This is a genomic window from Longicatena caecimuris (assembly GCF_004341945.1).
Classification (GTDB): Bacteria; Bacillota_I; Bacilli_A; order Erysipelotrichales; family Erysipelotrichaceae; genus Longicatena; species Longicatena caecimuris.
Genome location: NZ_SMBP01000012.1, coordinates 1 through 26,203, shown reverse-complemented (window position 1 = coordinate 26,203; position 26,203 = coordinate 1). Strand labels below are relative to the sequence as shown.

At 36.3% G+C, this 26,203-nt stretch carries 22 protein-coding genes and 1 tRNA gene; 18 read left to right on the top strand and 5 right to left on the bottom strand.

Annotated features, from left to right (window positions below; translation table 11 throughout):
- Positions 1 to 46: 46 nt before the first annotated feature.
- Positions 47 to 673, top strand: a complete 627-nt coding sequence (hxlA, locus tag EDD61_RS08075; protein WP_119983397.1) for a 3-hexulose-6-phosphate synthase — start codon at positions 47 to 49, stop codon at positions 671 to 673.
- A gap of 43 nt (positions 674 to 716) precedes the next feature.
- A complete protein-coding gene (gene hxlB, locus EDD61_RS08070; protein WP_008687052.1) occupies positions 717 to 1,277 on the top strand; it encodes a 6-phospho-3-hexuloisomerase in 561 nt (186 codons plus the stop codon).
- 323 nt (positions 1,278 to 1,600) lie between these two features.
- On the opposite strand, the gene EDD61_RS08065 is transcribed toward hxlB, so the two are convergent.
- Positions 1,601 to 2,038 (bottom strand): hypothetical protein, encoded by a 438-nt coding sequence (locus EDD61_RS08065; RefSeq protein ID WP_008979400.1) that lies wholly within the window; start codon positions 2,036 to 2,038, stop codon positions 1,601 to 1,603.
- Between the two features lie 17 nt (positions 2,039 to 2,055).
- Positions 2,056 to 2,931 (bottom strand): class I SAM-dependent methyltransferase, encoded by an 876-nt coding sequence (locus EDD61_RS08060; protein WP_008979399.1) that lies wholly within the window; start codon positions 2,929 to 2,931, stop codon positions 2,056 to 2,058.
- A 288-nt stretch (positions 2,932 to 3,219) separates the two neighbouring features.
- Here EDD61_RS08060 and EDD61_RS08055 point away from each other — a divergent pair, with 288 nt between their 5' ends.
- The 3 genes from EDD61_RS08055 to EDD61_RS08045 all read left to right on the top strand — a co-directional run bounded on the left by EDD61_RS08055 (position 3,220) and on the right by EDD61_RS08045 (position 6,545).
- The gene (locus tag EDD61_RS08055) at positions 3,220 to 4,380 is read left to right on the top strand and encodes an alanyl-tRNA editing protein (protein WP_020991156.1); all 1,161 of its coding nucleotides are present in this window, start codon (positions 3,220 to 3,222) and stop codon (positions 4,378 to 4,380) included.
- A gap of 146 nt (positions 4,381 to 4,526) precedes the next feature.
- Positions 4,527 to 5,231, top strand: coding sequence for a hypothetical protein (locus EDD61_RS08050; protein ID WP_008687061.1), 705 nt, complete (start codon positions 4,527 to 4,529; stop codon positions 5,229 to 5,231).
- A gap of 78 nt (positions 5,232 to 5,309) precedes the next feature.
- Entirely contained in the window at positions 5,310 to 6,545 is a 1,236-nt protein-coding gene (locus EDD61_RS08045; protein ID WP_008687064.1) for a hypothetical protein, read from the top strand.
- Positions 6,546 to 6,657: 112 nt separating this feature from the next.
- On the opposite strand, the gene EDD61_RS08040 is transcribed toward EDD61_RS08045, so the two are convergent.
- Positions 6,658 to 8,259 (bottom strand): LCP family protein, encoded by a 1,602-nt coding sequence (locus EDD61_RS08040; protein ID WP_132224929.1) that lies wholly within the window; start codon positions 8,257 to 8,259, stop codon positions 6,658 to 6,660.
- Positions 8,260 to 8,508: 249 nt separating this feature from the next.
- Between EDD61_RS08040 and EDD61_RS08035 the strand changes: the two genes are divergently transcribed.
- The 4 genes from EDD61_RS08035 (at position 8,509) to EDD61_RS08020 (ending at position 12,714) form a co-directional block, all read left to right on the top strand.
- A complete protein-coding gene (locus EDD61_RS08035; RefSeq protein ID WP_008979395.1) occupies positions 8,509 to 9,120 on the top strand; it encodes a CpXC domain-containing protein in 612 nt (203 codons plus the stop codon).
- A 50-nt stretch (positions 9,121 to 9,170) separates the two neighbouring features.
- Positions 9,171 to 9,992, top strand: a complete 822-nt coding sequence (locus EDD61_RS08030; RefSeq protein ID WP_008687071.1) for a hypothetical protein — start codon at positions 9,171 to 9,173, stop codon at positions 9,990 to 9,992.
- 123 nt (positions 9,993 to 10,115) lie between these two features.
- Positions 10,116 to 11,369 carry a hypothetical protein gene (locus tag EDD61_RS08025; protein ID WP_132224927.1) on the top strand — a complete coding sequence of 418 codons (1,254 nt, stop codon included), beginning with the start codon at positions 10,116 to 10,118 and terminating at the stop codon, positions 11,367 to 11,369.
- Positions 11,370 to 11,484: 115 nt separating this feature from the next.
- On the top strand, positions 11,485 to 12,714 hold the full coding sequence (locus EDD61_RS08020; RefSeq protein ID WP_132224925.1) for a hypothetical protein: 1,230 nt from the start codon (positions 11,485 to 11,487) through the stop codon (positions 12,712 to 12,714).
- 1,050 nt (positions 12,715 to 13,764) lie between these two features.
- Here EDD61_RS08020 and EDD61_RS08015 read toward each other — a convergent pair.
- Positions 13,765 to 13,840: transfer RNA gene (locus EDD61_RS08015), tRNA-Ala, on the bottom strand.
- A 200-nt stretch (positions 13,841 to 14,040) separates the two neighbouring features.
- Between EDD61_RS08015 and EDD61_RS08010 the strand changes: the two genes are divergently transcribed.
- The 5 genes from EDD61_RS08010 to EDD61_RS07990 all read left to right on the top strand — a co-directional run bounded on the left by EDD61_RS08010 (position 14,041) and on the right by EDD61_RS07990 (position 20,162).
- Positions 14,041 to 14,745, top strand: a complete 705-nt coding sequence (locus tag EDD61_RS08010; RefSeq protein ID WP_243642704.1) for an AzlC family ABC transporter permease — start codon at positions 14,041 to 14,043, stop codon at positions 14,743 to 14,745.
- Positions 14,742 to 15,074, top strand: a complete 333-nt coding sequence (locus EDD61_RS08005; protein ID WP_008687130.1) for a branched-chain amino acid transporter permease — start codon at positions 14,742 to 14,744, stop codon at positions 15,072 to 15,074. Before EDD61_RS08010 ends, EDD61_RS08005 begins: the two co-directional genes overlap by 4 nt.
- Before the next feature lie 274 nt (positions 15,075 to 15,348).
- Complete coding sequence (gene serC / locus EDD61_RS08000) at positions 15,349 to 16,434, top strand: 3-phosphoserine/phosphohydroxythreonine transaminase (protein ID WP_008687132.1); 1,086 nt, start codon at positions 15,349 to 15,351, stop codon at positions 16,432 to 16,434.
- Between the two features lie 11 nt (positions 16,435 to 16,445).
- Positions 16,446 to 17,606, top strand: coding sequence for a 3-phosphoglycerate dehydrogenase family protein (locus tag EDD61_RS07995; protein ID WP_008687134.1), 1,161 nt, complete (start codon positions 16,446 to 16,448; stop codon positions 17,604 to 17,606).
- A 399-nt stretch (positions 17,607 to 18,005) separates the two neighbouring features.
- Positions 18,006 to 20,162, top strand: a complete 2,157-nt coding sequence (locus tag EDD61_RS07990) for a DNA topoisomerase (protein ID WP_132224921.1) — start codon at positions 18,006 to 18,008, stop codon at positions 20,160 to 20,162.
- Between the two features lie 132 nt (positions 20,163 to 20,294).
- Here the strand turns inward: EDD61_RS07990 and EDD61_RS13830 are convergent, their stop codons facing one another.
- Complete coding sequence (locus EDD61_RS13830) at positions 20,295 to 20,456, bottom strand: hypothetical protein (RefSeq protein ID WP_008687137.1); 162 nt, start codon at positions 20,454 to 20,456, stop codon at positions 20,295 to 20,297.
- A gap of 107 nt (positions 20,457 to 20,563) precedes the next feature.
- On the opposite strand from EDD61_RS13830, the gene EDD61_RS07985 reads away from it, so the two are divergent.
- From EDD61_RS07985 to glmM, 4 genes are all read left to right on the top strand, one after another.
- Positions 20,564 to 21,337 (top strand): HAD-IIB family hydrolase, encoded by a 774-nt coding sequence (locus EDD61_RS07985; RefSeq protein WP_008687138.1) that lies wholly within the window; start codon positions 20,564 to 20,566, stop codon positions 21,335 to 21,337.
- Between the two features lie 220 nt (positions 21,338 to 21,557).
- A complete protein-coding gene (gene cdaA, locus EDD61_RS07980; RefSeq protein ID WP_132224919.1) occupies positions 21,558 to 23,030 on the top strand; it encodes a diadenylate cyclase CdaA in 1,473 nt (490 codons plus the stop codon).
- Entirely contained in the window at positions 23,030 to 24,400 is a 1,371-nt protein-coding gene (locus tag EDD61_RS07975; RefSeq protein ID WP_008687140.1) for a CdaR family protein, read from the top strand. Before cdaA ends, EDD61_RS07975 begins: the two co-directional genes overlap by 1 nt.
- Before the next feature lie 17 nt (positions 24,401 to 24,417).
- Positions 24,418 to 25,752 carry a phosphoglucosamine mutase gene (gene glmM / locus EDD61_RS07970; RefSeq protein ID WP_008687141.1) on the top strand — a complete coding sequence of 445 codons (1,335 nt, stop codon included), beginning with the start codon at positions 24,418 to 24,420 and terminating at the stop codon, positions 25,750 to 25,752.
- Positions 25,753 to 26,203: the final 451 nt, after the last annotated feature.

The window sequence follows — 26,203 nt, the reverse complement described above, 5'->3', positions numbered from 1 at the left end:
AAACGTACTATCCTATAAGCAGTTAGAAAAAGGAGCGAAACAGCATATGAAATTACAAGTGGCTTTAGACACATTAACATTAGAAGATTGCCTTACATTATTAGAAGAAACCAAAGGCAGTGTCGATATTGCGGAGGTGGGAACTCCCTTTATCATCGAAGAAGGAATGCGCCCCGTGCGTGAATTTAAGAAACACTTTCCTGATATTGAAGTATTGGCAGATGCCAAAATTATGGATGCCGGTGAATTAGAAGCCGAAACAGCTTTTAAAGCCGGTGCGGATATCGTTACGGTATTAGGTGCCAGTAATGATGAAACGATTCTTGGTGCTGTAAAGGCAGCAAAGAAATATCATGGGAAGATAATGATTGATATGATTGCTGTTAAAAATTTGGAAGAGCGTACAAAAGAGATTGATGCCATGGGTGTTGATTATATTTGTGTGCATACGGCATTTGATGTACAATCCAGTGGAAAAGATCCGTTGGATGAACTAAAGATTGTGAATCGCGTAATTCAGCATGCCCAATCTGCAGTAGCCGGTGGCGTAAAGCTTTCTACCATTGATGCTATCGTTGAAGAAGGCGCAGGCATTATTGTTGTAGGTGGTGCTATCTGTAATGCACAAGCGCGTGCTGAAGCAGCGAAAGAAATGAAACGTCATCTTCGATAAACCTAGCAATTTAGAAATTAAGAAAAGAAAGAAGGAGTATATTATGAATAATAAAGAATATGCCGATATTGTCTTAAAAGAATTAACACATACATTAACCGCGATTGATCAAGAAGCGGCAAAGCAATTTGTTTCTTTAATCGATCAAGGTGATGAAATTTTCTGTGCCGGGGCCGGCCGCAGTGGTTTTCAAGTAAAAGGCTTTGCGATGCGTTTAATGCATATGGGCATTCATAGCTATGTGGTAGGGGAAACTTGCACACCTAATATTGCAGAGAATGGCGTATTGGTCATCTGTAGTGGTTCCGGTGAGACAAAGAGTTTAGTCAATCATGCCGCAAAGGCAAAAGAAATGGGTGCGCGTGTCGCCTTAATTACCATCAATACAGAATCTACGATAGCAAAGATGGCGGATGTCGTCGTAGAAATCAGTGCTCCATCACCTAAGAGTGCCAAACAAGGAGATATCAAATCTATTCAGCCGATGGGGTCTTTATTTGAGCAAAGTGAAGGGATTTTCATGGATATTGCTGTGATGATGTTGATGGAAAAGCGCAACATGACAAGTGATACCATGTTTGGCCGTCACGCCAATATGGAATAATACGTAAGGTAGTATACCCATATAAAGGATATGGACCATTTTGGTATGACAATTACTGCTATCGTAAAAGGTTTCATAGATATGTAGAAAAGGACAACATCATACCCCCTGTAAGACACATACAAAAAACGTATAAGTCTTATAGGGGGTTTTTATACAGTGAATGACGCTATGTGAAAAGGAAGATGGCATATCTACCCATATCTTGTAATAAATGATAATTTGCCATGATTGTGTAGGCATAAAAAAAGCATAGCCACTTTCACATGGCTACACTGTCAAGAGTACAAGTTATCTTCTATGAGATACTGTTTTCTTTTGCTTTATTTAGCGATTTCGCTGACTTCTTCTTTTGATAATTTCTGCCAATCCTTTACTTCGTTTTCAGCAGAATAAACAGCATATTCTCCGGCAGGGATTTCCTTGCCTTTTTCATCTTTGGCAAATTTTACGATTTCTTCCATCTTGCCATCTTCTTTTATGCTGTAGTACATGTTAGCTTTCTTACCATCCTTTGTATCAGCACTGATATGAACGATCGTTCCATCACCTACTAATACCTGTGGATCATTATCGCTTGCATTGTAAAACAGACTTTCTCCGGTATAATATTCTACGCCAGTTACATTCACTTTATCCTTCACATCATCAATAAAGGATTTGGTGTTTTTCATAACATCCTCTTTCGCATCTTTTGTGCTGCATCCAACTAACAGTGCAGCGGCACAGAATGCAAGTGCCAATGTTTTAAAATGTTTCATACTTTCCTAAACTCTCCTTATTCTTTAACCCATCTTCCATATATACCACAAGGTAAAATTGTTTGGCTGCGTGTGATTGGCAAACCGATTTCACCGGCTTCAATATAACCGTTGCCATGTTTACGGGCAATGGTAGCATGCAGTAGATTGTAAAGGACTGTTGGCGGAAAACCTGTTGTATAGGAATTCACCAAGAAGAATAGAGGATCCTCGTCCAAGATTTCAAGACAGGCGGAAATTAAAGGATATAGCTGTTCTTCAATTTTCCAGACTTCACCATTAGGACCTCTGCCATAACTTGGGGGATCCATGATGATGGCATGATAGGTTCTGCCCCGGCGTTTTTCACGCTGAACAAATTTCAAGACATCATCAACAATAAAGCGAATCTTGCGATCTTGCAGATGGGAGAGCATCATATTCTCTTTCGCCCAATTTACCATCCCTTTACTGGCATCCACATGTACGACTTCACTTGCCCCGGCACTGGCGCATGCCATTGTGGCACCGCCGGTATAGGCAAATAGATTCAAGACACGGATATCTTGATCCGCATGACTGATCTTATCCATCATGAAATCCCAATTGGCTGCCTGTTCAGGAAACAATCCGGTATGCTTGAATCCGGTTGGTGAAACTTTAAAACGAAGATTTTTATATTCGATGGTCCAGCTGTCTTTAAACTTCTTTTTATATTCCCAACTGCCACCGCCGGATTTACTGCGATGATAGTGGGCATGAGGCTGTTTCCAAAGCGCATCTTCTTCAGCAATCGGCCAAATAACCTGAGGGTCAGGACGACGTAAGATAATATCTTTCCAACGTTCCAGTTTTTCGCCATTTCCTGTGTCCATGCACTCATAATCTTTCCAGTTTTCAGCAACCTGATTCATTCTACCACTCCTTGTGATTTGCCTATTCATTATATCACGATATGTTACAAACTCAAGATGATTAGGCGAATTTCAAAAGAAAACAAATGATTACGTTTGTTCATAAATCTTATACATGCAAGATTTAGGATTCACACAAAATTATCAATACTATGAAAGCGATATATCGTACAAGATATGGCATAGTCATAGAAACCCATGATTTCACATATTATAAAGAAAGGATAGCCGTGAAATAATGATGAATTTGTGATAAAATTAAAGATAATAAAAAAAGGAGGAACGCTTATGTATAATAAACTTTATGATAATTGCTTTAAAACCGAATTAAACACCAAGGTTCTTAAGGTTGAGGAAGAAAACGGGTTATACTGGCATGCCTGTAAAGATACGATTTTCTATGTAGAAAGTGGCGGTATGGCAAGTGATATTGGAATGATGGATAACCATATGGTACTTGGTCTTAAGAAAAAAGATGGCTATGTATGGCATTTGCTGGATGTGAAGTTAGAAGGTGCTGTTTTTATGAGCATCAATTTGCATGAACGTTTCCGTAAATGTCAAATACATACGGCACAGCATCTTATCAGTGCTGTATTGAGTAATGTTTATAAGGTACACACCCTGGCTCATCATGTCGGGGATGAAGAAAATGATGTGGAATTTGATTTTCCGGATTTCAATGAAAAAATGGCAATTGAATTGCAAGTGCTATGTAACGGACTTATTCGCGATGATCTGAATGTCAGTATTTTATATCCGACAAGAGCAGAAGCTTTGGCACATCTGCCACAAAAGGATGTCATGCGTGACGATTTGCGTATCGTTCGCATCGGAGCCCTAGATTATACGTTATGTGGTTGTATGCACGTCCCTTCTTTACGTTATTTACAATTGTTGTTTATTCGTGGTTTTGAGAAAACCAATAAGGGGTATAAAATCAAATATCTAGTCGGTGATCAGTTATTGGATTGTGTAGAACGCCGTTATAAGGTGTTGGATGAAGTCAGTCATTCATTAGCAATTTCGCATCTGTATTTAGATACCGGTGTGGGACGTATCATTAATGAAACGCGGAAACTTCATAATGAAGTAAGTGATTGGAAACAAAAATACTATAAGATGCTGGCTAAGGAACTGGGGCAAAGAGAAGAACAGCTGATCATTGAACAGTTTGAGGATATTGATAATAAATCGTTAGTAAAAATGGCTTCCTTCTTATGTGATACATATCAGAAGGCGGTAATTCTGATTGGCAAGATGTATGATAATGCGCATATTGTCGTTGCTGCAAATCCAGGCAATGGTTTGGATGTGAAGGCAGTGTATGAGATGCTTGCGGATACGTATCATTTAAAGGGAAATGTTGGATCCAGCATTGCCCAAGGCGGCGGTTTATATAAGGAAGATATGCTTACAAGGATACAAGAACTGATCAAAAATGTTTAGATGAAAAAGGCGGCATGTGTTGAACAAGTGTAGCAATGCATGCTGTTTTTACGTAATTTGCTTAAGGATTTCTTAAAAATTACGGAGGCAGATGTACTTTCATTTATCATCTGTGGTATACTTAACTATAGTTGTGGAGGTAAAGTATGAAACCTTTAATGAAAAAATTGGTTTTGACGATGGCTGCAGTATCCCTACTAATTCTTGGCGGATGCAGTTCCAATGATCAAAAGAATGATAAAAAAGGCAGTGATAGTGAGACAAAAAAGGAAGAAGTTAAACTTATTAAAAATGATCGATATGTTGAACCGTTAAACCCAAGCGAACAACAAATCAAAGCATTTAATTCCTTAAGTGCAGCTGTTGAGAAAAATCCAGATCATGCGATCAGTGAAGAAGAGGCCAAACAGGTTGCCGTGAATTTTGTTTATGATTTCTTCACTTTGGCAAATAAAAAGTCACGCAGTGACATTGGTGGTCTGCAATATCTGCCAAGTGACAGTATTCGTGAATACATAGAGTTTGCCGAGGCATATTATTATGGCAACTATCCTACCATCGTAAATGAATATGGAAAGGATGCGCTTCCGCAAGTAAGTGCGGTGAAGGTGGAAAGCAGCGAAGAAGCACAGTTTGTATATAATGACACAACTTGTGATGGTTTCACTTTTAAGGTAAGTGTCAGTTATGCAAAGACGGATTTAAAAGAAAGTGCTTTAAAGAAAGAAATGCGTATCAAGGTTATGAAGATCATGGATTATGATTTCAATCGTTCTTACGATTACACCAAACGAAATCTGGTTTTTGAGGGCGAAATGAAGTCGGTTTATCGAGTATTAGCAGTAGAATAGGGAGCTGAGTAATCAGTTCCTTTTTCAACCAATCATAAAAGGAAGAGGTATGTACACAATGTCATGAAAGGAGTCATTATGTCAATTGAAATTGTCTTAGAAGGTAAATTAGAAAAAGAAACACAACGTGAGCAATTTAGCGCGTTTTTAAAAAAACAATGTGAGGAAAAGAAATTAAAGTTTGAAGATTTTGATACTTTTGTGAATATTGAAGTCTGTCCACAGGGCTATATTGAATGCAGTTATGAAGGCTGTTTTATCACTCTGACGGCGCAGACAAATGTCGCCGGTCCCGGATTTCATGCTTTCGCATGTCGTTTTTTTGATGATGTAATAGCGGAAAGTGAATGGCCTTTTGAAGTGAGCGATCCCACCAAGTATTATGAACAACGCAATTTTGAAACACTGAAATATAACTATTTTTATCGCTGGCTGCAGGATATCGCAACGTATGTAGAGGAGCATGTTGCAGAATATAAAAATCTGTGCATTTGTTGGCGCAGTGATGATTATCAGCCAATGAGTAAAGCCGATAGGGTCGTTACACCTATGGGATACCTTTCTGTACATGCGTTTAAAACATTGGAAATAGAAGAACTGGCACAGCGATTCTTTGTATGGAACAATTTAGCGCGCGATGCCCAGTACTATAAAAATTGTGCAATCGCTTTATTATGGAAAGATTGTTATTATGAATACAGTGGAATGAATGAGACTACAGATAAGATTGCACATACAATCATTGATTACTTAGAAGCTGCATATGAGGCGGATGATACGATTGGCCTTCCTTTAGATATATATGAACTATTGTGTGATTGTCTGATGCGCGAAAAGTTGATTCATCATGGTGTAGATGAGCCGATTGCGAATATCGGATATCGCCGCCATCTGGTATGGTATCCTTTTGGGAATTGGAACATACCAGTGGATGGATGCAGTGAAAATAGTTTTGATAACAGTACACAAACATTACATTTCATGGCTCCGTATAAAACCAGTGATGAACCTTGGCGATGGCTAATCAAAGCAAATGTTTATCAATTTGAAAAGAATGTTGAGGATTATTTGGAAATGCTGAGCAATCCACAAAATGCATTAGAAAGTTTTGTGATTGAGGATGGAGATGTCAAAGGAAAGGGTATCATTGAACAGTTAGAAGAATATCTTCATATTGTTGCGCAGTTTAATTGTGGCAAGGATACCTTGATCATGGAATATATCTTAAATGATGAAAAAGATATTGCGATGATGAAGGATTGGTTGCATAAGATTACCCATCGTACTTATAATGATGAAACTTTGAAAAATTGATACAGAATAATGTTTATGCAAGCAGAGATTTCTCTGCTTTTCTTTTTGGTATAGCTTGTTCTACGCTTATGTATAAAAAAAGAATGACGTGTGTCATTCTTGCATACAAACATTAATGTGGAACATCTGCCATGCTATCCCAAACAATGTTAGGATCATCGTTAACAGCTGGTGTATCTTTATAAAGGTTTGTTAGATCAAAGTGATACTCCTTCATTTCCAATTGTTTGCTGGCGCCATCATAAGCATTCAGTAAGGCATGAACCTCATTTTTGTTAAACAGGTATACATCCTTTTTACCTTCACTTTCCGCGATACTTGCGACATAGCGTGTATCATAAACACCGTTATCACTGGAAATAGAAGAGATGGTCCAAGGTTTCATATTTTCTAATTCGCTGGAAACAAACTTAGTAATCTGATTTGCTGGCATGTCTGTAATCACGTAATTAGGCGCAATTTCCAGTAATTCATTTACATAAGTAATAGCACTAGGGGAAACAAGTTTATTGATAATAGCCTTAATGATCCGTTGTTGAGCACGTTCACGTCCTGGATTATCATAACCTAAGGTTTTACGATGGCGAGAATATGCCAAGGCTTGTTTTCCATTTAAATGTTGTTCGCCTTTTTTCAAGCAGATGAGATCATCTTTTTTGAAACTGCGGTTCTCATCTTGTTCACAGAAATCAATCTCAACATCAACATCAATACCATCTATGGTATCAACAATTTGAATCAATGAATTGAAGCTGACACGGGCATAATAATCAATAGGAATACCAAAGAACTGCTGTAAGGTTTCTACGCTGGTATCGATTCCATACATTCCCGTATGGGTGAATTTGTCATTGACATTGTTGGTCGCTGTATTTGGAATAAAGCCATCTCTTGGAAGGGACACCATATCAATATGATTTGCTCGCGGATTGACGATTAAAATCAGATTGGTATCGGTACGTGTCTGCTGATCCGGAGAGCCTACATTATCCAAACCACTCAGATAAACGGTAAAGGTTTCTTTTGTAATATCCTTATGTTTCTTTTGATTGTCTGTTAATTCGCGTTCATAGGTTTCAATGATCTTTGTTTCTTCCGAGAATTTATCAATATTGGCCGCTGACATGTTGTAGAAAGTTTCACTCATGGCAATAGCAGCTACAGCATTATTTTCTAAATCTGTTATTAAAGCCGTATAATCCATTTCTTCTCTTTCTTGAAAGGAAATTTCTTTTTGCAACAATGTTTTCATATAAGTTGCATTATCCTCATCACTGCCATTTTGGAATCCGATCGTCTGATCTTTTAAATCGTCTAAGTCTTGGATATCAGCGTCTTTTTTCACAACGACGAACATTTTAGATTTTTTGGTTGTTGAGCCATCTTCATTCACAGTCGTTTTACTGATCTTATTAATGGTCGTTCGCGACTTATCTAGAAAATAACCGCATGTCCCAATACATACCGTTAAGACGATCAATACAAAACGTTTCATGACCAATCCCCATGTAGGAAGTTTCTTAAAGTTCAAAAGAAGAAGGATGAGGAAACTACATCCGACAACAACGGCAAAGATCGTTATCCATTTCATTGGTATCAGACCAAACGTATAAGCGATGTAAAAGCTGATGACACTGACAATCAGCATGATTGCCAGTAAAACGATGTCAATAATCAGACTACGTTTACGGGTATTTTTTTCTTTCTTTTTCATATTGCTTTACCTCATATAGTAATTTTACTTTATTCATTTGTAACAACCATTATTATAATATAGAAAAAGGACGGATTGAAAGCCTTTTTTATGAAGTTTTGTTAATATTCATCAAATTCTTACAAAAGTTGATAAAGAAAAGGAATGGATAGGTACGATTTTACTAAGGTGTTGGTATCTATAAGGTAGAGACAGGTAGTACGTGACTTTTTGGCGTAAGCGTGTATAATGTACATAGTTGGTGATTTAATGAAATCGATCTTAGTAGAAATAACATGTCCGACTTGTCTTTGGCATACGCACAAGCCTAGTGATACCGTAGTAATTCCGGAATTTGAACCAGATTTAAAGCAACAATTGGAACAGGAAGAATTCTATGCGTTTACCTGTCCAAGATGTGGAACACGCATATCTTTTTTTCATACTTGTATATATCCGGATAAACAACATCATTTTGTCTTATTGATGAAATCAGAAAAAGAAAAGAAAGCGGCGGATCATCACCTGTATGCAGATATGTCCGCCACGAAACGTTATATATCCGATGCTCGTGACATTGCAGAAAAGATTCATATATTGGAAGAAGGTTTCGACGATCGAGTCATCGAGATTCTGAAATTAAAAGTTTATATCTATCTGAAGAAACAACAGCGTTATCCTAATACACTTCGTTATAAAGATAGGGATAAACAAAGTGAAACGATTTGGTTTTCTTATACAGAAAATGATCAAGAAGATGTATTAGCCCTAACATGGGAATCCTATCTGCAAGTTAAGCAACGCATGCCAGAAGAAGATACCAAAAAATTTCATGAAATCAATCAGCGATGGGCGTTACAACACATTAAAAATTTTACATAAACAGACATCTGTTTTTTAATTACGCAGGTTATGAATGAATTGAGGTAAGTATGAAAGAGCAAATTGACATTATTGATATAGGCATGACATTTCAAATGAGTCTTGATGCATTTCTAGAAGAAAGTCATGTCGGCTATACTAAAAATGAACAATCCTATCAACAGGCTTTATTAAAGCTTGAAGAGAGTAAGCGTGTTCGTTCCTGGCAGAAGAAACAGCAAATAGCTTATGAAGCATTAGATATATGTGAAGACTGTATTGAGGCCTATATGATGCTTGGAACCTATGAAGAAGATCATGCAGTAAGAATACAGCGTTATAAAGAGGGAATGGAATTAGCTACTATGAATTTAGGTAAAGATTTTTTCTTACGCAAGGTAGATGATTTTTACTCTATTGAGCAGGCAAAACCTTTATTTCATATTAAGTTCACTTATGCGTGCGCACTTTATGAAGCTGGCTGTATGCGCAAAGCTCAACAACAGTTCCAGGAGATTTTAAATCTAAATCCTTCTGATGCCTTCTGTGCACATCATTATCTTTATGCGCTATCTTTGTATTTTGAAGAATATGAGAGTTGCAAAGAGCTCTTACAGAAATATGATCAGCATTCAGCAATGGATTGTTATGTACGTTTTCTATTATCATTGAAAACAGAAAATTATGCTGCGGCTAAAACAGCTATACCATATCTACAGGCTGCCAATTGTCATTTCTATAATATATTGACCTATCGCAGTATGAATACCTTGTCACAAAGCCAATCCATGACGCCAAAAAGTGAAGAAGAAGCTGCTTATATATACCGTATTTTGAACAAAGTTATTCATGTTATGGAATATTTACCAATGTTTTTAGTAAAGAGCGAATAGCTCTTTTTCTTTGTTTTTTTGAAATAATTCAGTTCAATCGCTTTTCTGTTAATTCTATTTCCAAAAAATGGAAAATACTTTATACTTATGTGAGGGGGAGTGATTATGTAGAGGAGAATTTTAGTGAGAATTAAAAACAAAAACAGAATTCGTGTCATTGGTAAATTAATAAGGATCTACCGTGAAGAAAAACGTCATAATACACAGAATGAGTATACGTTATTAAGATTTTGTGATGGTATTTGTACGATCAATACCTTAAAAAGAATTGAAAGTGGCGAATGTAGTCGTTCTGATGAAGTATATGATGAATTACTTGCTAAATTGAAGCTGCGTTTTGATTATTTCCCCGAAGTTGACACTGCTGTTGAGATGATGATGGAACCATTGTATGAGGCGATTGAATATTTTGATTTAGAGGGCATTGGCAGGATTTGTGACAAAATTCTAAATTTGCTCGAACGTGTTAGAAATTATGTATATTATTCAGAACTATATAATATATTTTTTGATGTAAACAGATATTATTTAGAGGATAAAGAGGTTGCCAGTACTACATCTAAACATTATGAACAGATTCTAAATTTATTACCTAAAAAGTTTGATGTTTTATTGAAACAGCTAATTATGGCGAGTGCTTTATCGATTGCAATTGATAACATAGATGAATATCGTAAGAAGATAAGAAAGCTAAATATAAAAGATGATAATCATCCATTATTAAGGTTGTACATGTTACAATATTATGCGATAACGGAACAATATCTATCATTGAAAGAGGAAATTGATTATTTGGAAGACAAGTTTCTAGAAGAGAAGAATTTTGTTAGATTGATTGATATTTATAATTATGCCTTTTTATTATTTTCGGAAATTGAGAAAAAGCGAAGAATACATTATCTCAATAAAATAAATAAGATTTTAGAAAACGAAAATATTCCTAAATTTAAAGTAAGTGAAATTTGTTCTAGTATTGCAAATACGTTGCACATGGAAAAGAATTATGAAGAAGCCCTTATCTATTTTAATAAAGTTATGAAATATAGAGATAATATGCATATAACTGATATAATCTATATGGCAAATTGTCAAAGCCATTTGAATTTATTGATTGATATACCTACTTTAACACAAGATATTCTTGCAAAACATCCTTTAGTATTACAATATTTGTATAACTTTTATCAAAACTATGATGTTGAAGCATTTGTTAAACAAAAAATTATCATGAAAAAAATCGCACCTTTATTATCAGATAAAGGGTTAATAGATATAACACGATATGAGCTAAGAAAAACATTTGTAAATAAAAACAATTATAGTTATTTGAATATGTTTGAAGAAATGATAGAAAACAATGGTGAAGATTATAATTAATGCTTTTTTGAAAAAAATCTAATTGATTTTTATTTATGTATTTATTTTGGTATAATGAATCATATAAATATTTTGATTTATGAAGATACTTTTTATATGAGGTTTAGGAGTCTTTATGAATATAAAAGAGAGAAAACGTTTAATTGGTTTATTGATAGGTGTTTATAGAGAAGAGTTATTTAGTTTTGATTCTGAAAAGTTCAATAAAAGTAATTTTTGTATGAATGTTTGTTGTGTTAATACTTTAAAAAAGTTAGAACAAGGATATATTTGTAGAAATAGCATTTATCCTGAAATTCTACAAAAGTTTAATTTAAAATTTGGATTTTTCAAAAAAGTAGATGATGCTGTTGAATTATCTTTAACTTCTTTATATGAAGCGATTGAGTTTTATGATATTGATGCTATTATGACAATATCATATAAAATTCTAAGGTTGTTGAATAGATTAAAAAATTATGTTTATTATTCTGAGATACATGAATTGATTACTGATGTTAAAAACCATTATTTAAAAAATGAATTTATAACAGAACATAAAGCAAAGCATTATGAGAAAATGCTCGAAATATTCCCAAGTGTTTATAGTGATTTATACAAAATATTGATTATAGAAAGAGCAGCACTTTATGCTACGGAAAACTGTGAGGCTTATACTAATTCGATAAAAAAATATAATTTAATAAAAAGTGATAAGCCCTATATGAAACTATTAATCGTAAAATACTTTTCTATAACTAACAAATTTGATTGTATGAATGAAGTATTATCAGATTTGGAACAAACTTTTCTGCATGCAAAAAATTATATAAGATTAGTTGATGTATATAATTACTATATTATCTTATATACATATATAAATAAAAGTAAAAGGTTAGATTACATAGAAAAAATGGAAGGGATATTAGAAAATGCATTAGTGTCAGATTATAAAATAGGAGAAACATACTCTACACTTGCCAATATATATCATTATGAAAAAGAATATCAAATATCTCTAAGATATTTTAAATTAATGGTAAAACACCAAAAAACATTTAATTTGATTGACTTATTATATATGGCAAATTGTCAGAGTAGATTGGAATTAAACATTAACATACCACCGGTTGAAAATATTGAGAAATATCCTGTTTTTGCACAACATATGTACTTTTTCTATGCAAATTACAAAGCGCTAAGTTCAATAGAAAAACAGGATTTAATAATGGAAAAAATCTTACCTTTTAATAAAGATAAAGATCTTGCTATAGTCTTCCAATTTGAATTAAGAAAATTAATAAATGAAACTAATTGTTATAAAAAACTATATATATATGATAAAGTTCTAGAAGAAATGATATAAGTTGATAATTATTTGATAATTTAGCGAAATTTTAAAATAAAGTTATTTATTATTAATAAAAGGCCGTTTTATTGTTTAATCCAAGATAATCAATTATCATATGCCTGTCGATGATGATATGCATATGGTCTAAACATAATCAGGGAATTAGGTTAATGATTATGAAAAAATTGGTTATTGCTGGTATTTGTGGATTGTGTTTGATGGCTACATTTGTTTTTACTGATACTAAACCATCAGCTGCAATTTCACCATCTCGCATACATATAAAAGTATAAAAGATTTTTAATATAGTTAAAAAAATTAAAAAGCAAGAAAATAGCATTCTGATATTCAGAAAACGAGACTTTTCTTGCTTTTTAAAATAAGGAATGATTATGAAAAAATTATTTATTGCTGGTGTTTGTGGATTATGCTTAATGGCTACTTGTGTATTTGCAGACACGAAACCATCAGCTGCTATTTCACATTCAAGAATCCATATAAAAGTATAACTTCTTTTCTTAAAAAAGAAGTTTTCTTTATGTATGGTATCAGATGCTGAAGTTCTTTTAAACGCAATAAAACATATATCCGTATTTGACGGTTTTTGCCATATTTTGTATTTAATTAACTTTTTTTGAAATAAATGGCAACTTTTACCAAAAATATTGTTTTACATAAAGATTTAGGATAAAATAAAAGTGCAAGAACGGGGTGAGTTCTTGCAATGGGGGATCCGGGGGAAGCCCAATGGGTGGAAAAGGATCATGTTCAGACGTTGAAGTATTGCACTCCCATGCAGTATTTGAATGTGCGTCGCCGATATCTCAGACGTATTCTGGACATTTCAGCCTTTGTTCTCTAAATTCTTGCACGCACAGGATAAAGGCGTTCCTAAATGTAACCTGTCCCCAGGTTACTTTTTTTATATATTGAGGCAGCAATGCCTTTTTTTTATTATGATTACGTATAAGCAATTGTGGTTTTAACAATAAGGTGTTTGCCAATCTCAGTAATCGTTTTTTACCAAAAAAAAGATCCCGATATTTCGGAATCTACTATGTTTATTGGTGGAGCTTATCGGGATCGAACCGATGACCCCCTGCGTGCAAGGCAGGTGCTCTCCCAGCTGAGCTAAAACCCCATTTCTTGAGTGCTTACATAATATATCATGCAGGGGGTCATCTTGTCAATAATAAAGAATGAAAAAATTGACAATAAACGACTTTAACGAAAAAGTATAATTTAACTATGCGATCATTTCTTATTGATAAAGAAAAGCTATTGTCTATGGTATAGTTGTAATATTTCAATAAATCCATTACAATAAGAAACTAAATAGGGGTGATAGTATTGAAAGAAATTGTGAAAGAAGCTATAAAATTAAGCTTTCCGGTTATGATTGGGTATGTCTTTTTAGGTATGGCATTTGGCATCTTATGTGAACAACAAGGATATTCTGCGCTGTGGGCCTTTTTCATGAGTTTTTTTGTTTATGCAGGCAGTATGCAGTTCGTTATGTTAACTTTTTTTCATTCTGGTTTTCATTTGCTAGAGGCGGCAATAGTTACACTTACAGTAAATGCTAGACAATTGTTTTATGGATTATCTTTTCTAGATGTGTTTAGCAGAATGGGAAAAAAGAAGTGGTATATGATATTCTCTTTAACAGATGAAACCTATTCTTTATTATGTGCCATTCCTGATCAAAAAGAGGAACATGGGAAGAAGTTGATGTTTTTCATTTCTCTCTTTGATCAATGCTACTGGGTCATAGGATCAGTGATTGGTGCCGTTTTAGGAAGTCTGTTAAATTTTGATACAACCGGAATTGACTTTGCTATGACAGCTTTGTTTACTGTCATCTTTGTAGAACAATGGCTGCATACTGTTAATCATCTGCCTGCTTATATTGCGGCTTTCGCCATTCTTATAAGTATTGTTGTCTTTGGCTTTGATAACTTTTTATTACCGGCATTATTGCTTCTGGTTATCTTCTTGCTGATCTTTGAGAAAAAAGTTGAACGAAGAAAGGAAGAACGATCATGATAACGACACAGGCATCGTTGAGCATTATTTTAGTTGTAGCTTTTTGTACTTTCCTAACCAGAGCGATACCATTTCTCATCTTTAAAAACCCGGATAAACTTCCTAAAAGAATCCTATATCTTGGCAAAGTATTACCGATGGCAATCATGCTTTGTCTTATCATATATTGTGTCCGCCATACAGCCTTTATGTCATATCCCTATGGAATTCCAGAGTTTCTGGGAATTGGATGTGTAGTCTTGTTACATATATGGAAACGTAATAATATGATCAGTATTATTGGCGGCACGTTTGTTTATATGATGCTGATTCAAGTTGTTTTTGCCTAAACATATGTTTATGATGAAGGCAGCAAAGAGGAGCTTATGCCATCTGCATAGAGTAAAAAGTCATTATCTTTTAGACGTTAATGTAAAAGCGTTTTAGGATAGTGCTTTTTTTATTGTGTCTTTGATACAAGGACAAGCATCGCCGGATTGTTTATGTTAAGAAAACTATTTCAGAAAATTTATAAGCTTTTTACATTATCACTTTCATTTTATTTCATATGTGCTATAATTATCATCACATACATAAAGTAAAAAGAAAGGAAGGTGCCGAATTATGGCCGAAAAAAGAATTTACAACTTCTCAGCTGGACCATCCATGCTGCCACTGGAGGTATTGAAAAAAGCACAATCGCAGATGCTGAATTATGAGGGCAGTGGAATGTCGGTCATGGAGATGAGTCATCGTTCCAAGGCATATGATGCCATTATTAAAAAGACAGAGGAAAGACTTAGAACCATTCTGGCAATTCCTAATAACTATAAAGTATTATTTCTGCAGGGAGGGGCAACTTCACAGTTTTCAATGGTGCCTTTAAATCTGCTGCAAAAAGGGAAAGCAGATTATATCGTCACCGGATATTTTGCCAATAAAGCATATGCCGAAGCGAAGAAATATGGGGATATTGCTTTGGCAGGAACAAGTAAGGATAAAGATTTTACGTATATTCCAAAACAGCAGGAGCTGGCATTAAACAAGGATGCGGATTATGTTTATTTGTGCGCCAATAACACGATCTATGGTACAGAGTGGAAATATGTACCGGATACAAAGGGAGTGCCTATCGTTGCGGATATGTCCAGCAATATCTTATCAAAACCGATTCGGGTAGAGGATTATGGCATCATCTTTGCCGGAGCACAGAAAAACATGGGCTGCGCCGGTTTGACTGTTGCCATTGTACGTGAGGATCTGATTGGCCATGCGAAGGAATTTACACCTGTTATGATGGATTATGCACCACTTGCCGAAAAAGATTCTATGTACAACACACCACCAACGTATGCCATCTATATTTTAGGCTTAGTATTGGAATGGATCGAAGAGATGGGTGGCTTAGCTGTCATGGCAAAGCGTAATGAAGAAAAAGCGAAGCTGTTATATACGTATTTAGATACAAGCGATTTCTATCAGACACAGGTAAATCCAAGTGATCGTTCTTTGATGAATGTGACTTTCCGTTCTCCGAATGCAGAATTGGATGCACTGTTTGCGAAGGAAAGTGCGGCAGCCGGTATGAGCAACCTGAAAGGCCATCGTGCAGTAGGTGGTATGCGGGCATCCATTTATAATGCCATGCCTATGGAAGGTGTAGAAACACTGATTGCCTTCATGAAGAAATTTGAAGAAGAAAATAAGTGAGGGAAAACCATATGAAAGTAAAATTATTTAATAAGATAGCAGAAGCAGGAATTCAACAGTTTGATGAAACCAAATATAGCTTTAGCGAAGACTTTGATGACTATGATGCCATCATGGTGCGTAGCGCGAAGCTGCATGATGTAGCATTTCCAGCTTCTTTGAAATGTATTGCCAGAGCCGGTGCCGGCGTCAATAATATTCCATTGGATAAGTGCAGTGAGCAAGGTATTGTTGTCTTCAATACACCGGGAGCAAATGCCAATGCGGTTAAAGAATTGGTGATTGCGGCGCTGATCTTAAGTGGCCGTAAAATTGCTCAAGGTGTGAACTGGGTGAAATCACTGGAAGGTGAAGATATTTCCAAGGCGGTTGAAAAAGGTAAGAGCCAGTTTGTCGGTCCGGAGATTGCCGGAAAAAAGTTGGGCGTCATTGGTTTAGGTGCCATCGGTGTACAAGTGGCAAATGCAGCGGCAGCCATGGACATGGAAGTGTATGGGTATGACCCTTATATTTCCGTACAGGCGGCATGGACCTTAAAGTCCCGCATTCATCATGCAAAGGATTTAAAAACGATCTTTGAGGAATGTGATTATATCACCGTGCATGTACCCTACATGGAAGCTACGAAAAACATTGTCAGTGCGGAAGGCATTGCCATGATGAAGGATGGCGTACGTGTCTTAAACTTCGCTCGTGGTGGTCTTGTGGACGATGAAGCAATGGTAAAAGCCTTACAGGCAGGTAAGATTGGCAGCTATGTTACCGATTTTCCTACCAATGCGCTCATGCAGTTTGATAATGTTATTGGGGTTCCTCACTTAGGTGCTTCAACACCGGAAAGTGAAGAAAATTGTGCCGTGATGGCAGCTAAGGAAATCATGGATTATCTGGAAAATGGCAATATTACGCACTCTGTGAATTTACCGGATATGCAAATCACACAGGAAACCAAGTATCGTATCTGTATCATTAATAAAAATATTCCGGATATGATCAGCAGCGTATCCACAGCGTTAGGTAATCATGGTATCAATATTGAAAACATGGCTAGTAAAGGTAAGAAAGACTATGCGTATACCATTTTAGAAACCAATGATGAAGTAAGTGAAGAATTGGTGCAGCGCTTACAGGAACGTGAAGGTATTGTCATGGCACGTTTGATTGTAAAATAAAGAAGGATAAAGAAAGTAACATGTGATATGATCACTTCTTTCGTAGACAACGTAAATAAATAAAACGTTGTTTACAAAAGGAGTGATCTTTTTGTATAGGAATCTCCTTATAAAAAAATGTATCTGGAATGCTGGATACCATATTCAAGGTTATTGTGTGTGAATAAAGGTACATACGATAAAATTATCAAAAATGTGAAAAAGAATATAGGGCTAGTCAGTCTTTTGAACACTTTGCCATAGCGAGCAATACCACGATCATGAGCAGTTTGGTTACTAAGATTTTCTTCATGCTTTTGCCGAAATATGCTATAATTGGCAGTACCTGCTGGCTGGATGAGGTAAGATATTATCCAAAACCATGCAAGCTAATGAGTGTAAAAGAGAGGATGAGGCTGTGTGCATTCCTTGATCATTGCAGAGAAACCGGAATTAGGAAGAGCAATCGCAAAGGCCATTGATGGACCAAGTAAAGAAGTGCGAGGAGTCATTGTCAAAAAGAATGTGACGATTACTTGGGCATATGGTCATTTATTGCGTCTTTGTGAACCAGATGAGTATGATGCAAAATATAAAAAATGGCGTAAAGAAGATCTGCCGATTTGTTTTGAAAACTGGAAGCTAGTTCCTGATGGCAATAAGAAAGAGCGCGTCATGCAGATCATGGCATTGATAGAGCAATGTGATCAAATCATTCATGCAGGTGACCCGGATGATGAAGGACAATTTCTAATCGATGAAATTTTACAATATGCGCAAAATACGAAGCCTGTTAAGCGGGTATATATCAATGATAATACTCCGGCGAATATAAAAAAAGCCTTCCATGAGCTTATTGATAATGATGAAAAGCTCATAGCTATAGGGCGTAGTGCCTATGCCAGAGCAGTAGCGGATTATGTGGTGGGTATTAATTATTCGCGTTTATATTCCTTAGCATTAAGACGCAGTGGGATGAGTGTGGGACGTGTGCAAAGTCCTACCCTTGGATTGATTGTGACAAGGGATGAGCAAATTGATAACCATGTAAAACAAAAGTATTATGAGTGGCATGTTGATGGTGCACTATTACATGAAGATGTTCTTATTCCTTTTGTTTTTAAACCGAAATCTGATTTGTTGGATGATGGAAAACATATCTTGCATAAAGAGATATTGGAAGAAATTGCACAACAGGTTCATCAACAGGATGTACAAAAAGTAAAAGTTGAGGAAAAAGAAATGGAAGTGCGGCCGCCATTACCTTTTAATCTAGCCAAATTGCAAGCACATATGAATACCAAATGTGGTTTTACATTGGCAAAGACAGATCAGATTACACAAACGCTGCGAGATAAATATCAGGCAATCACGTATAACCGCAGTGATTCGCAGTATTTAAAGGAAGAACATTTTACAGAGGCTGATAAAGTATTGCCACATGTTATGGCAAAATTGCAGGAAAGCTATCCGGTAGATTATCAAATTCATTCTGAATGCTTTAATGATAAATATGTTACGGCACATCATGCTATCATTCCTACCATGAGTGATTTCCCTATCCAAGCACTATTGCCTGATGAACGGAAAGTGTATGAAGAAATATGCCGTTATTACATCATGCAATTTTTACCACCAATTAAAAAACGGCAAGTGATTGCCAGTATCAAAAGCGAACAAGGGGAATTAAGAGCAGTCAGTACCTTTATCTTAGATGAAGGCTATAAACAGTTCTTTCAACCGGAAAAAGAAGATGATGGCGATCATGAAGAAACAGACAGTGGCAAGTTTACTTTACCAAAAGGGAATTATGAGGCAGTCTTACAAGAGGATGTCTTTGTGGAAAAAGAAACAAATCCACCAAAACGTTATACTCAAGCAACGTTGATCAAAGACATGACAAGCATCGCAAAGTATGTGAAGGATAAAGAAATTAAGGATATTCTAAAGAAAAAGGATAAAGGGAAAAAAGGCGAAAACGGTTCAATCGGTACGAGTGCTACGCGTTCACAAATTGTGGAAACCTTGTTGAAACGAGGATATGTCGTCATGAAGGGAAAACAAATCTTATCCACACAGCTAGGAAAGGATTTTTATCACCTATTGCCTGACGAAATTAAAACCGCTGATTTAACTGCCAAATGGTGGGTCATTCAAGAAGATATCAAGGAAGGGAAAGCAGATGTGAAAACGCTGGTAGACAGTGTGCTGGAAGCTTTTATCCCCCATCTAAAAGAGGATCTTTCTCATGTAAAGGTGGAGAGTGTGCCTATTGATGACAAACGTGAAGCCGTTGGCATTTGTCCAGTATGCGGAAATAAAATCGTGGAAAATACGAAAGGCTTTGGCTGTGTCAATTATCGCAATGGCTGTAAATTCGCACTTTGGAAAGAGGATCGATTCTTACAGGGGATTGGAAAAACCATGAACAAGGCGATGGCAGAAAAGTTATTAAAAGATAAGTATTGTCTGGTAAAGGTGATGCAAGAAGAAACAGAAAGTATCAAAATCTTGCAATTAGGTATTCGCAATGGCAGAGCTGTATATCGTCTGTTGGATTATCAAAAAACTCAATAGTAGAAAAACCAAAAGGAACTTTCAGATAAAACGAGATCATACGGTTTAAACATAAAAAAATCCTTCCATATATCCGATAAGGATGGGAAGGATTTTTCTTATGCACATACGTGCGAACAGTCATTTAGAATACTACTGCTCTTCGTAGTAGCATCCTTCTTCCTGAGAAGGAGGAAAACGTCTGTCCTTTTCAACGTCGATATCACGGTACATTTCGTTGCCATTTGCATCATAGCAAGCATATTTACCAGTTTTTTCGCAGTTCATTCCAGGACGGTATTTCTTTCGTGCCATTTCTAACACCTCCTGCTTGTAGTATGGGATGTTCCTAAAAAGTTATACGAAAACATTGTTTTTTTCGTAAAACTTGATACAATAAAACTGCAAGATGGAGGATGATTATGAAGATACTCGCTAGTGATTATGATGGAACATTGCGTACAGAAGAGCTGGTCGCAGAAAAGGATATTGAGGCAATTGCACGTTTTCGCAAGGCCGGTAATCTGTTTGGTATCGTTACCGGACGCAGCATGGAGTCTTTACAAAAGGAGATCGAGCGTAATGGATTTACGTATGATTTTATCATAACCAACAATGGCGGTGTCATATATGATGGGGATGGTAATTTGTTGGAATGTATGTTTATGGAATATAATCATGCATTGGACATCATCAGTTATATTAAGACTTTAGATTGTGTCTCTTATGTTATTAATGATGGATATCATCGATATAAATTCAGTGTAGATAAAAATCAGATTGATCATAAATATGGAAATATGCCGGATGCTTCTGATGCGGAAGAAACTATTTTAGACCGCGGTAAGATTGCGCAGCTGGTCGTATCTTTGAACGATACGATTCTGGCAGAGGAAATCGCGCATTACATTAATGCGAATTTTAAAGGCTATGCGACAGCTTTTATTAATGTGAATTGTGTAGACATTGTTCCTCATGGGGTATCCAAAGCTGAGGGGTTGTATTATATCGAAGATCATTTCGGGTTGGATCATGATGCCATATATGCAATCGGAGACTCCTTTAACGATTTGCCGATGCTGGAAGAATTTCATGGCAGTACATTGTCACATGCCCGCAGTGTAATCAAAGAACAAATTGGTGTAGTGTATGATAGTGTTGCGGATTGTATTAATGAAATAATGAAAGAGATGTAGTTTGATAGGATCCCTCTAAAGTAGACAACGGAAATAAATAAACGTTGTTTATGAAAGGTGGGATCTTTTTTTATTTCAGGAAAGGAGCAGGGTTTGTTTCTGGTAAAATCTGTTTACAAAACGAAAAAAGATAGAAGTGTGGGGCAAAATCTTGACGCTTTTTGTATGGGAGTGTTTGATTCTATGCTATAATAATACATACGAGAGGAGTGTTTTTCTCATGAGCTATTTCACACTGAATAATCTATGGGTATTGATCAGACAATTGGCTGATATTGCCTGCGTCTGGGCATTGGTATACTATTGTTTGAAAATCGTTAAGAATAATTCTAGAACCATTCAGATCTTTAAAGGTATTCTATTGGTTATCATTGTTAAGGCCATTGCCACTTATCTGGAATTAAATACGATAGCTGCTATGACAACATCCATCATGAATTGGGGAGTGCCTGCAATTATCATCATCTTCCAACCGGAGATTCGTAGTATTCTGGAGAAAATTGGTAAGACCAGCGTCTTTTCACGTATCTCCACGTTGACAGTGAATGAACGTGAAAATTTAGTGGATGAGCTAGTTAAAGCATGTGCGGAGATGTCTAAGACAAAGACCGGCGCTTTAATTTCGATAGAACAAGGACATTCGTTAAGTGATTTCATTAAAACCGGAACACCGATGAATTCCGTCGTGTCCAGTGAGTTATTATGCTCCATCTTTCAATATGGCACGCCGCTGCATGATGGTGCCGTCATTATCCAAGGGGTAAAGATTGCCTGTGCTGCTGCCTATTTCCCACCGACTTCCAGAGAACTGCCTACCAGTTATGGAGCACGTCATCGCGCTGCTGTTGGTATTAGTGAAATTACCGATTCCATCACGATCATCGTCAGTGAAGAGACCGGGAATATTTCGATTGCCCAAGAAGGAAAACTTACGGTGTATTCGGAAGCAAGTTTGCGGGAATTCTTGATGAATATCTTAGGCACACAAAGCAATGTGAAGGAAAAAGAAGAAAGCAGTGTGAAAAAGAAAGAAAGCAAACCGGACAACAAGCTGCCTGCCGGTAAGAAACAAGGGGTTTTTGCACATTATTTCAAAGGAAAGAATCGACGGGTAAAAAACAATGTTGAAACAGCTAATAAATATACGAAGAAAAAGAAGGATAAACAAGCACCGGTCCATGAACAGGATGTGGTGATCGTAGAAAACAGTAAGGAAAAGATTGAAATAGAAGATCTTGCTGTAAAACAGGATGCACCATTAGATCAACTATTTGAAACAATTGTTGATACGGATACCGTGACGGATAAAAAAGACATGGAAGAGGAAACCAAAGAGGTTATTGATAAGACATCTATGATGGAAGAGACTTTGATGGAACCGGTAAAGAAAAAGCGTAAACGTCGTACCAAAGCGCAAATAGAAGCGGATAAAGCAAAAGAAGATCGTAAGAAAGAGGAAAGTCAAGATAATAAGAAGCAGAAGAAAGAAACAAAGAAAAAGAAAGAAGATTTGAAGCTGTCACATGATGATACAGAAAACCATAGTAAAGTAAATCCATTAAGTAGTATGGGTATGGCCGATGATCTTTTTAATGATGTCATTGAACCTGAGGCAATCGTATTGCATTATGAAAAAGCAGATGAAGAAGATGATTCCTCCTTACAGAATGATGATGAAAGGAGTGATTCTTAATGGCAAAGAAGAAAAAAAGAACACAGCTAAGCTCAGAAGGAAAGACAGAGTTAGCCAAGGCGATTGCTGAAAAGTCCCAAACTTTTGCGAAAACATATGCCAATGTGGAAATTCGTTTAAGCCGTGTCTTTCGCTGGATTAGCGGTTGGGTAGATAAATTATTATTTAATCAGAAGCATGGCAAGATTGTTGCTTTGATGGTTGCTGTTTTGTTTTATTTCGGGATGAGTTCTGATAATAGTGGATTGTTTGAAAATATGAAGAGTGCGGAAACCTTAGGAGAGTATAAGGTAAGTGCGGTCGTATCCAATCAAGCTTATGAAGTCACTGGTTTGGATGAGATGGTAAAGGTGCGTATCATTGGGGATATCAGTGATATCAAAAGTGTGAAACAACAGAAAAATTTCCGTGTCGTTGCGAATTTGACGGATCTTACGGAAGGAACACATGAAGTAAAATATACGACAGAGGGTGCACCAAGTCGTGTTGAAGTAGTATTGGAACCGAGCAATGGCATCGTGACCATCAAGAAAAAATCAATTCGCAGTTTTACGTTAGGATATGATTTTGTGAATCGTTCGAATATGGACAGTATCTACGATTTAGGCGAACCAGAATTAGAGCAGGGCGAAGTTCATGTCCGGGCATCTGCGGAAACTTTAGATTCGATTGCTTATGTCAAAGCTTTGATTGATGTTAAGAAAAATTACACAAGTGATTTTACGACCGAAGCGACGATAGCTGCATATGATGATAAAGGAAATAAGATGGATGTGGATATTATTCCGGATAAGATGAATGCGCATGTCAAAGTCAGCAAGCCCAATAAGCGCGTAAGCTTAAGCATTGTGCCAAATGGTGTAATACCGGCAAATAAAGCGATTGAATCGTATAAATTAAATCATGATAAGGTTACAGTCTACGCAAAACAAAGTGTATTGGATCAGATTGAAGTATTACCGATCACAATACCGGCATCTACACTGACCAGCAATCGTGACTTCCCGATGCCGATTGTTCCTCCTAATGGAGTGACAAAAATCAGTGAAAGCGTTGTAAATATATCTGTGAAATTGGCAGATAAAAAAGAACGTGTCATGAATAAAGTACCAATCAAAATCGAAAATGGCATGGATGGTTTTACCTTTGCGTTGGCAAATGGTACACAGCAAAATGCAAGTGTGACTATTTCCGGGGCAAAAAAGGTCATTGATAAAGTTAAGATCGAAGATCTGCATGTTTATGTAGATGTCAGTAAGATTGATAAGGCAGGTACGTATGAGCAACCACTTATTGTAGAAGGCAAAAACAAACTGGCGACGTATGCAGTGAAAAATGCGACAGTAACAATTGCGGTGAAAGAAAAGTAAAAGGAAGGAATGACATTATGGGAAAATATTTTGGAACCGATGGTGCACGTGGACGCGCCAATGATACACTCACTTTGGATATGGCAGTGCGTATCGGACAGTATCTGGGATGGTATTATGGAAAAAAGCGCCATGCAAAAATCTTGATTGGGAAAGATACACGCCTTAGCAGTGATATGTTTGAAATGGGATTAGCAGCTGGTGCAACTTCCACAGGAGCAAACGTATATCTATTAGGGGTATGTCCTACCCCTTCCGTTTCGTATTTGGTACAAAAGGAGCATTTTGATTGTGGTATCATGGTCAGTGCTTCCCATAACCCTTATCATGATAATGGGATCAAGCTCTTTAACCACGAAGGGTGCAAAATGAATCCAGAAATCGAAGTAGAAGTCGAACGTTATATCGATGGTGAAATCATGATTGACTTGGCGCATGAAGATAAAATAGGAAAAGTTTTGGAATGGGATGAAGGATTAGAATTATATGAATCTCATTTAAAAGATATCGTACCTTTAGATTTGAACGGCATGCGCATTGCCTTGGATCTGGCAAATGGTTCAGCAACTAGCTGTGCAGCAGAAACATTAACCGCATTAGGCGCTACGGTAGAGGTTATTCATTCAGCTCCTAATGGTGTGAATATCAATACCAAATGTGGTTCTACACATCCGGAAGAATTACAGCAGATGATGAAGGATGGCGATTACCATGTGGGATTTGCCTTTGATGGAGATGCCGATCGTTTGATTGCGGTAAATGAGGATGGCGAACTTATCAACGGTGATTATACGATGTATATCTGTGGCTGTTATATGCATGAAAAAGGGCAGTTACATGAGGATGTCGTAGTTACTACGGTTATGAGCAATCTTGGTTTATATCATGCGTTTGATAAAAAGGGCATTCGTTATGAACAAACGGCAGTCGGTGATAAATATGTGTTTGAATGCATGCGGGAACATGACTATTCAATCGGTGGTGAACAAAGTGGACATATCATTTTCTATGAACATGAAAACACCGGAGATGGTTTGTTTACCGCATTAAAGCTGCTGGAAGTAATGAAGGCAACAGGAAAGTCATTAAAACAGCTGAGCGAAGGGTTGTTTATATATCCGCAATTATTGATTAATACGGTGGTAAAGAATAAACAGGCTGCTTTAGAAGATAAAGAATTGCAGGCACAAGTAGATGCTGTTGCCCAGGAATTAGGCGATAATGGCAGAATTTTGGTAAGACCAAGTGGAACAGAGCCATTGATTCGTGTTATGGTAGAAGCTGAAACAGATGAACTTTGTGCATCTTATGTAAATCGTGTGATTGATTTTATCAAAGAAAAACAATTATAAGAATACTTCGGGGTGTTAAAAAAAGCACCCTTTTTATATTTGTAATGTGTTTGTGATAGTGTGTTTGAAATTCATTTATTGTAAGCTTGTTTAGCATAAGCAAAGCAAGATTTGTCCATGATAACAATTTTATGCGATTACCAAAATTTTCCAATTTAGATTGACGAATGCCCAAAAATACGTTATAAATAAAAAGAATAAAGATTATATTTCTGGAAATTAAAAGTAACTTCATTCGTACAAAAAAGTATGCTTTTATAAATATACACCAAGATTGCGTATTTTGGTGTTTTTTTTTGTTTTTTTCTGTATTTTCATACGAAATAACTTTTTTTTCTATAGTTTTTTGAACATACAAAGAGGCTGTAACGAAATAGACTGAATTGACAAGTCTATGAGGTTACACCTCTTTTTTCTATGCTTTGTTCTGAAAAAACATCTCTTATTTTTA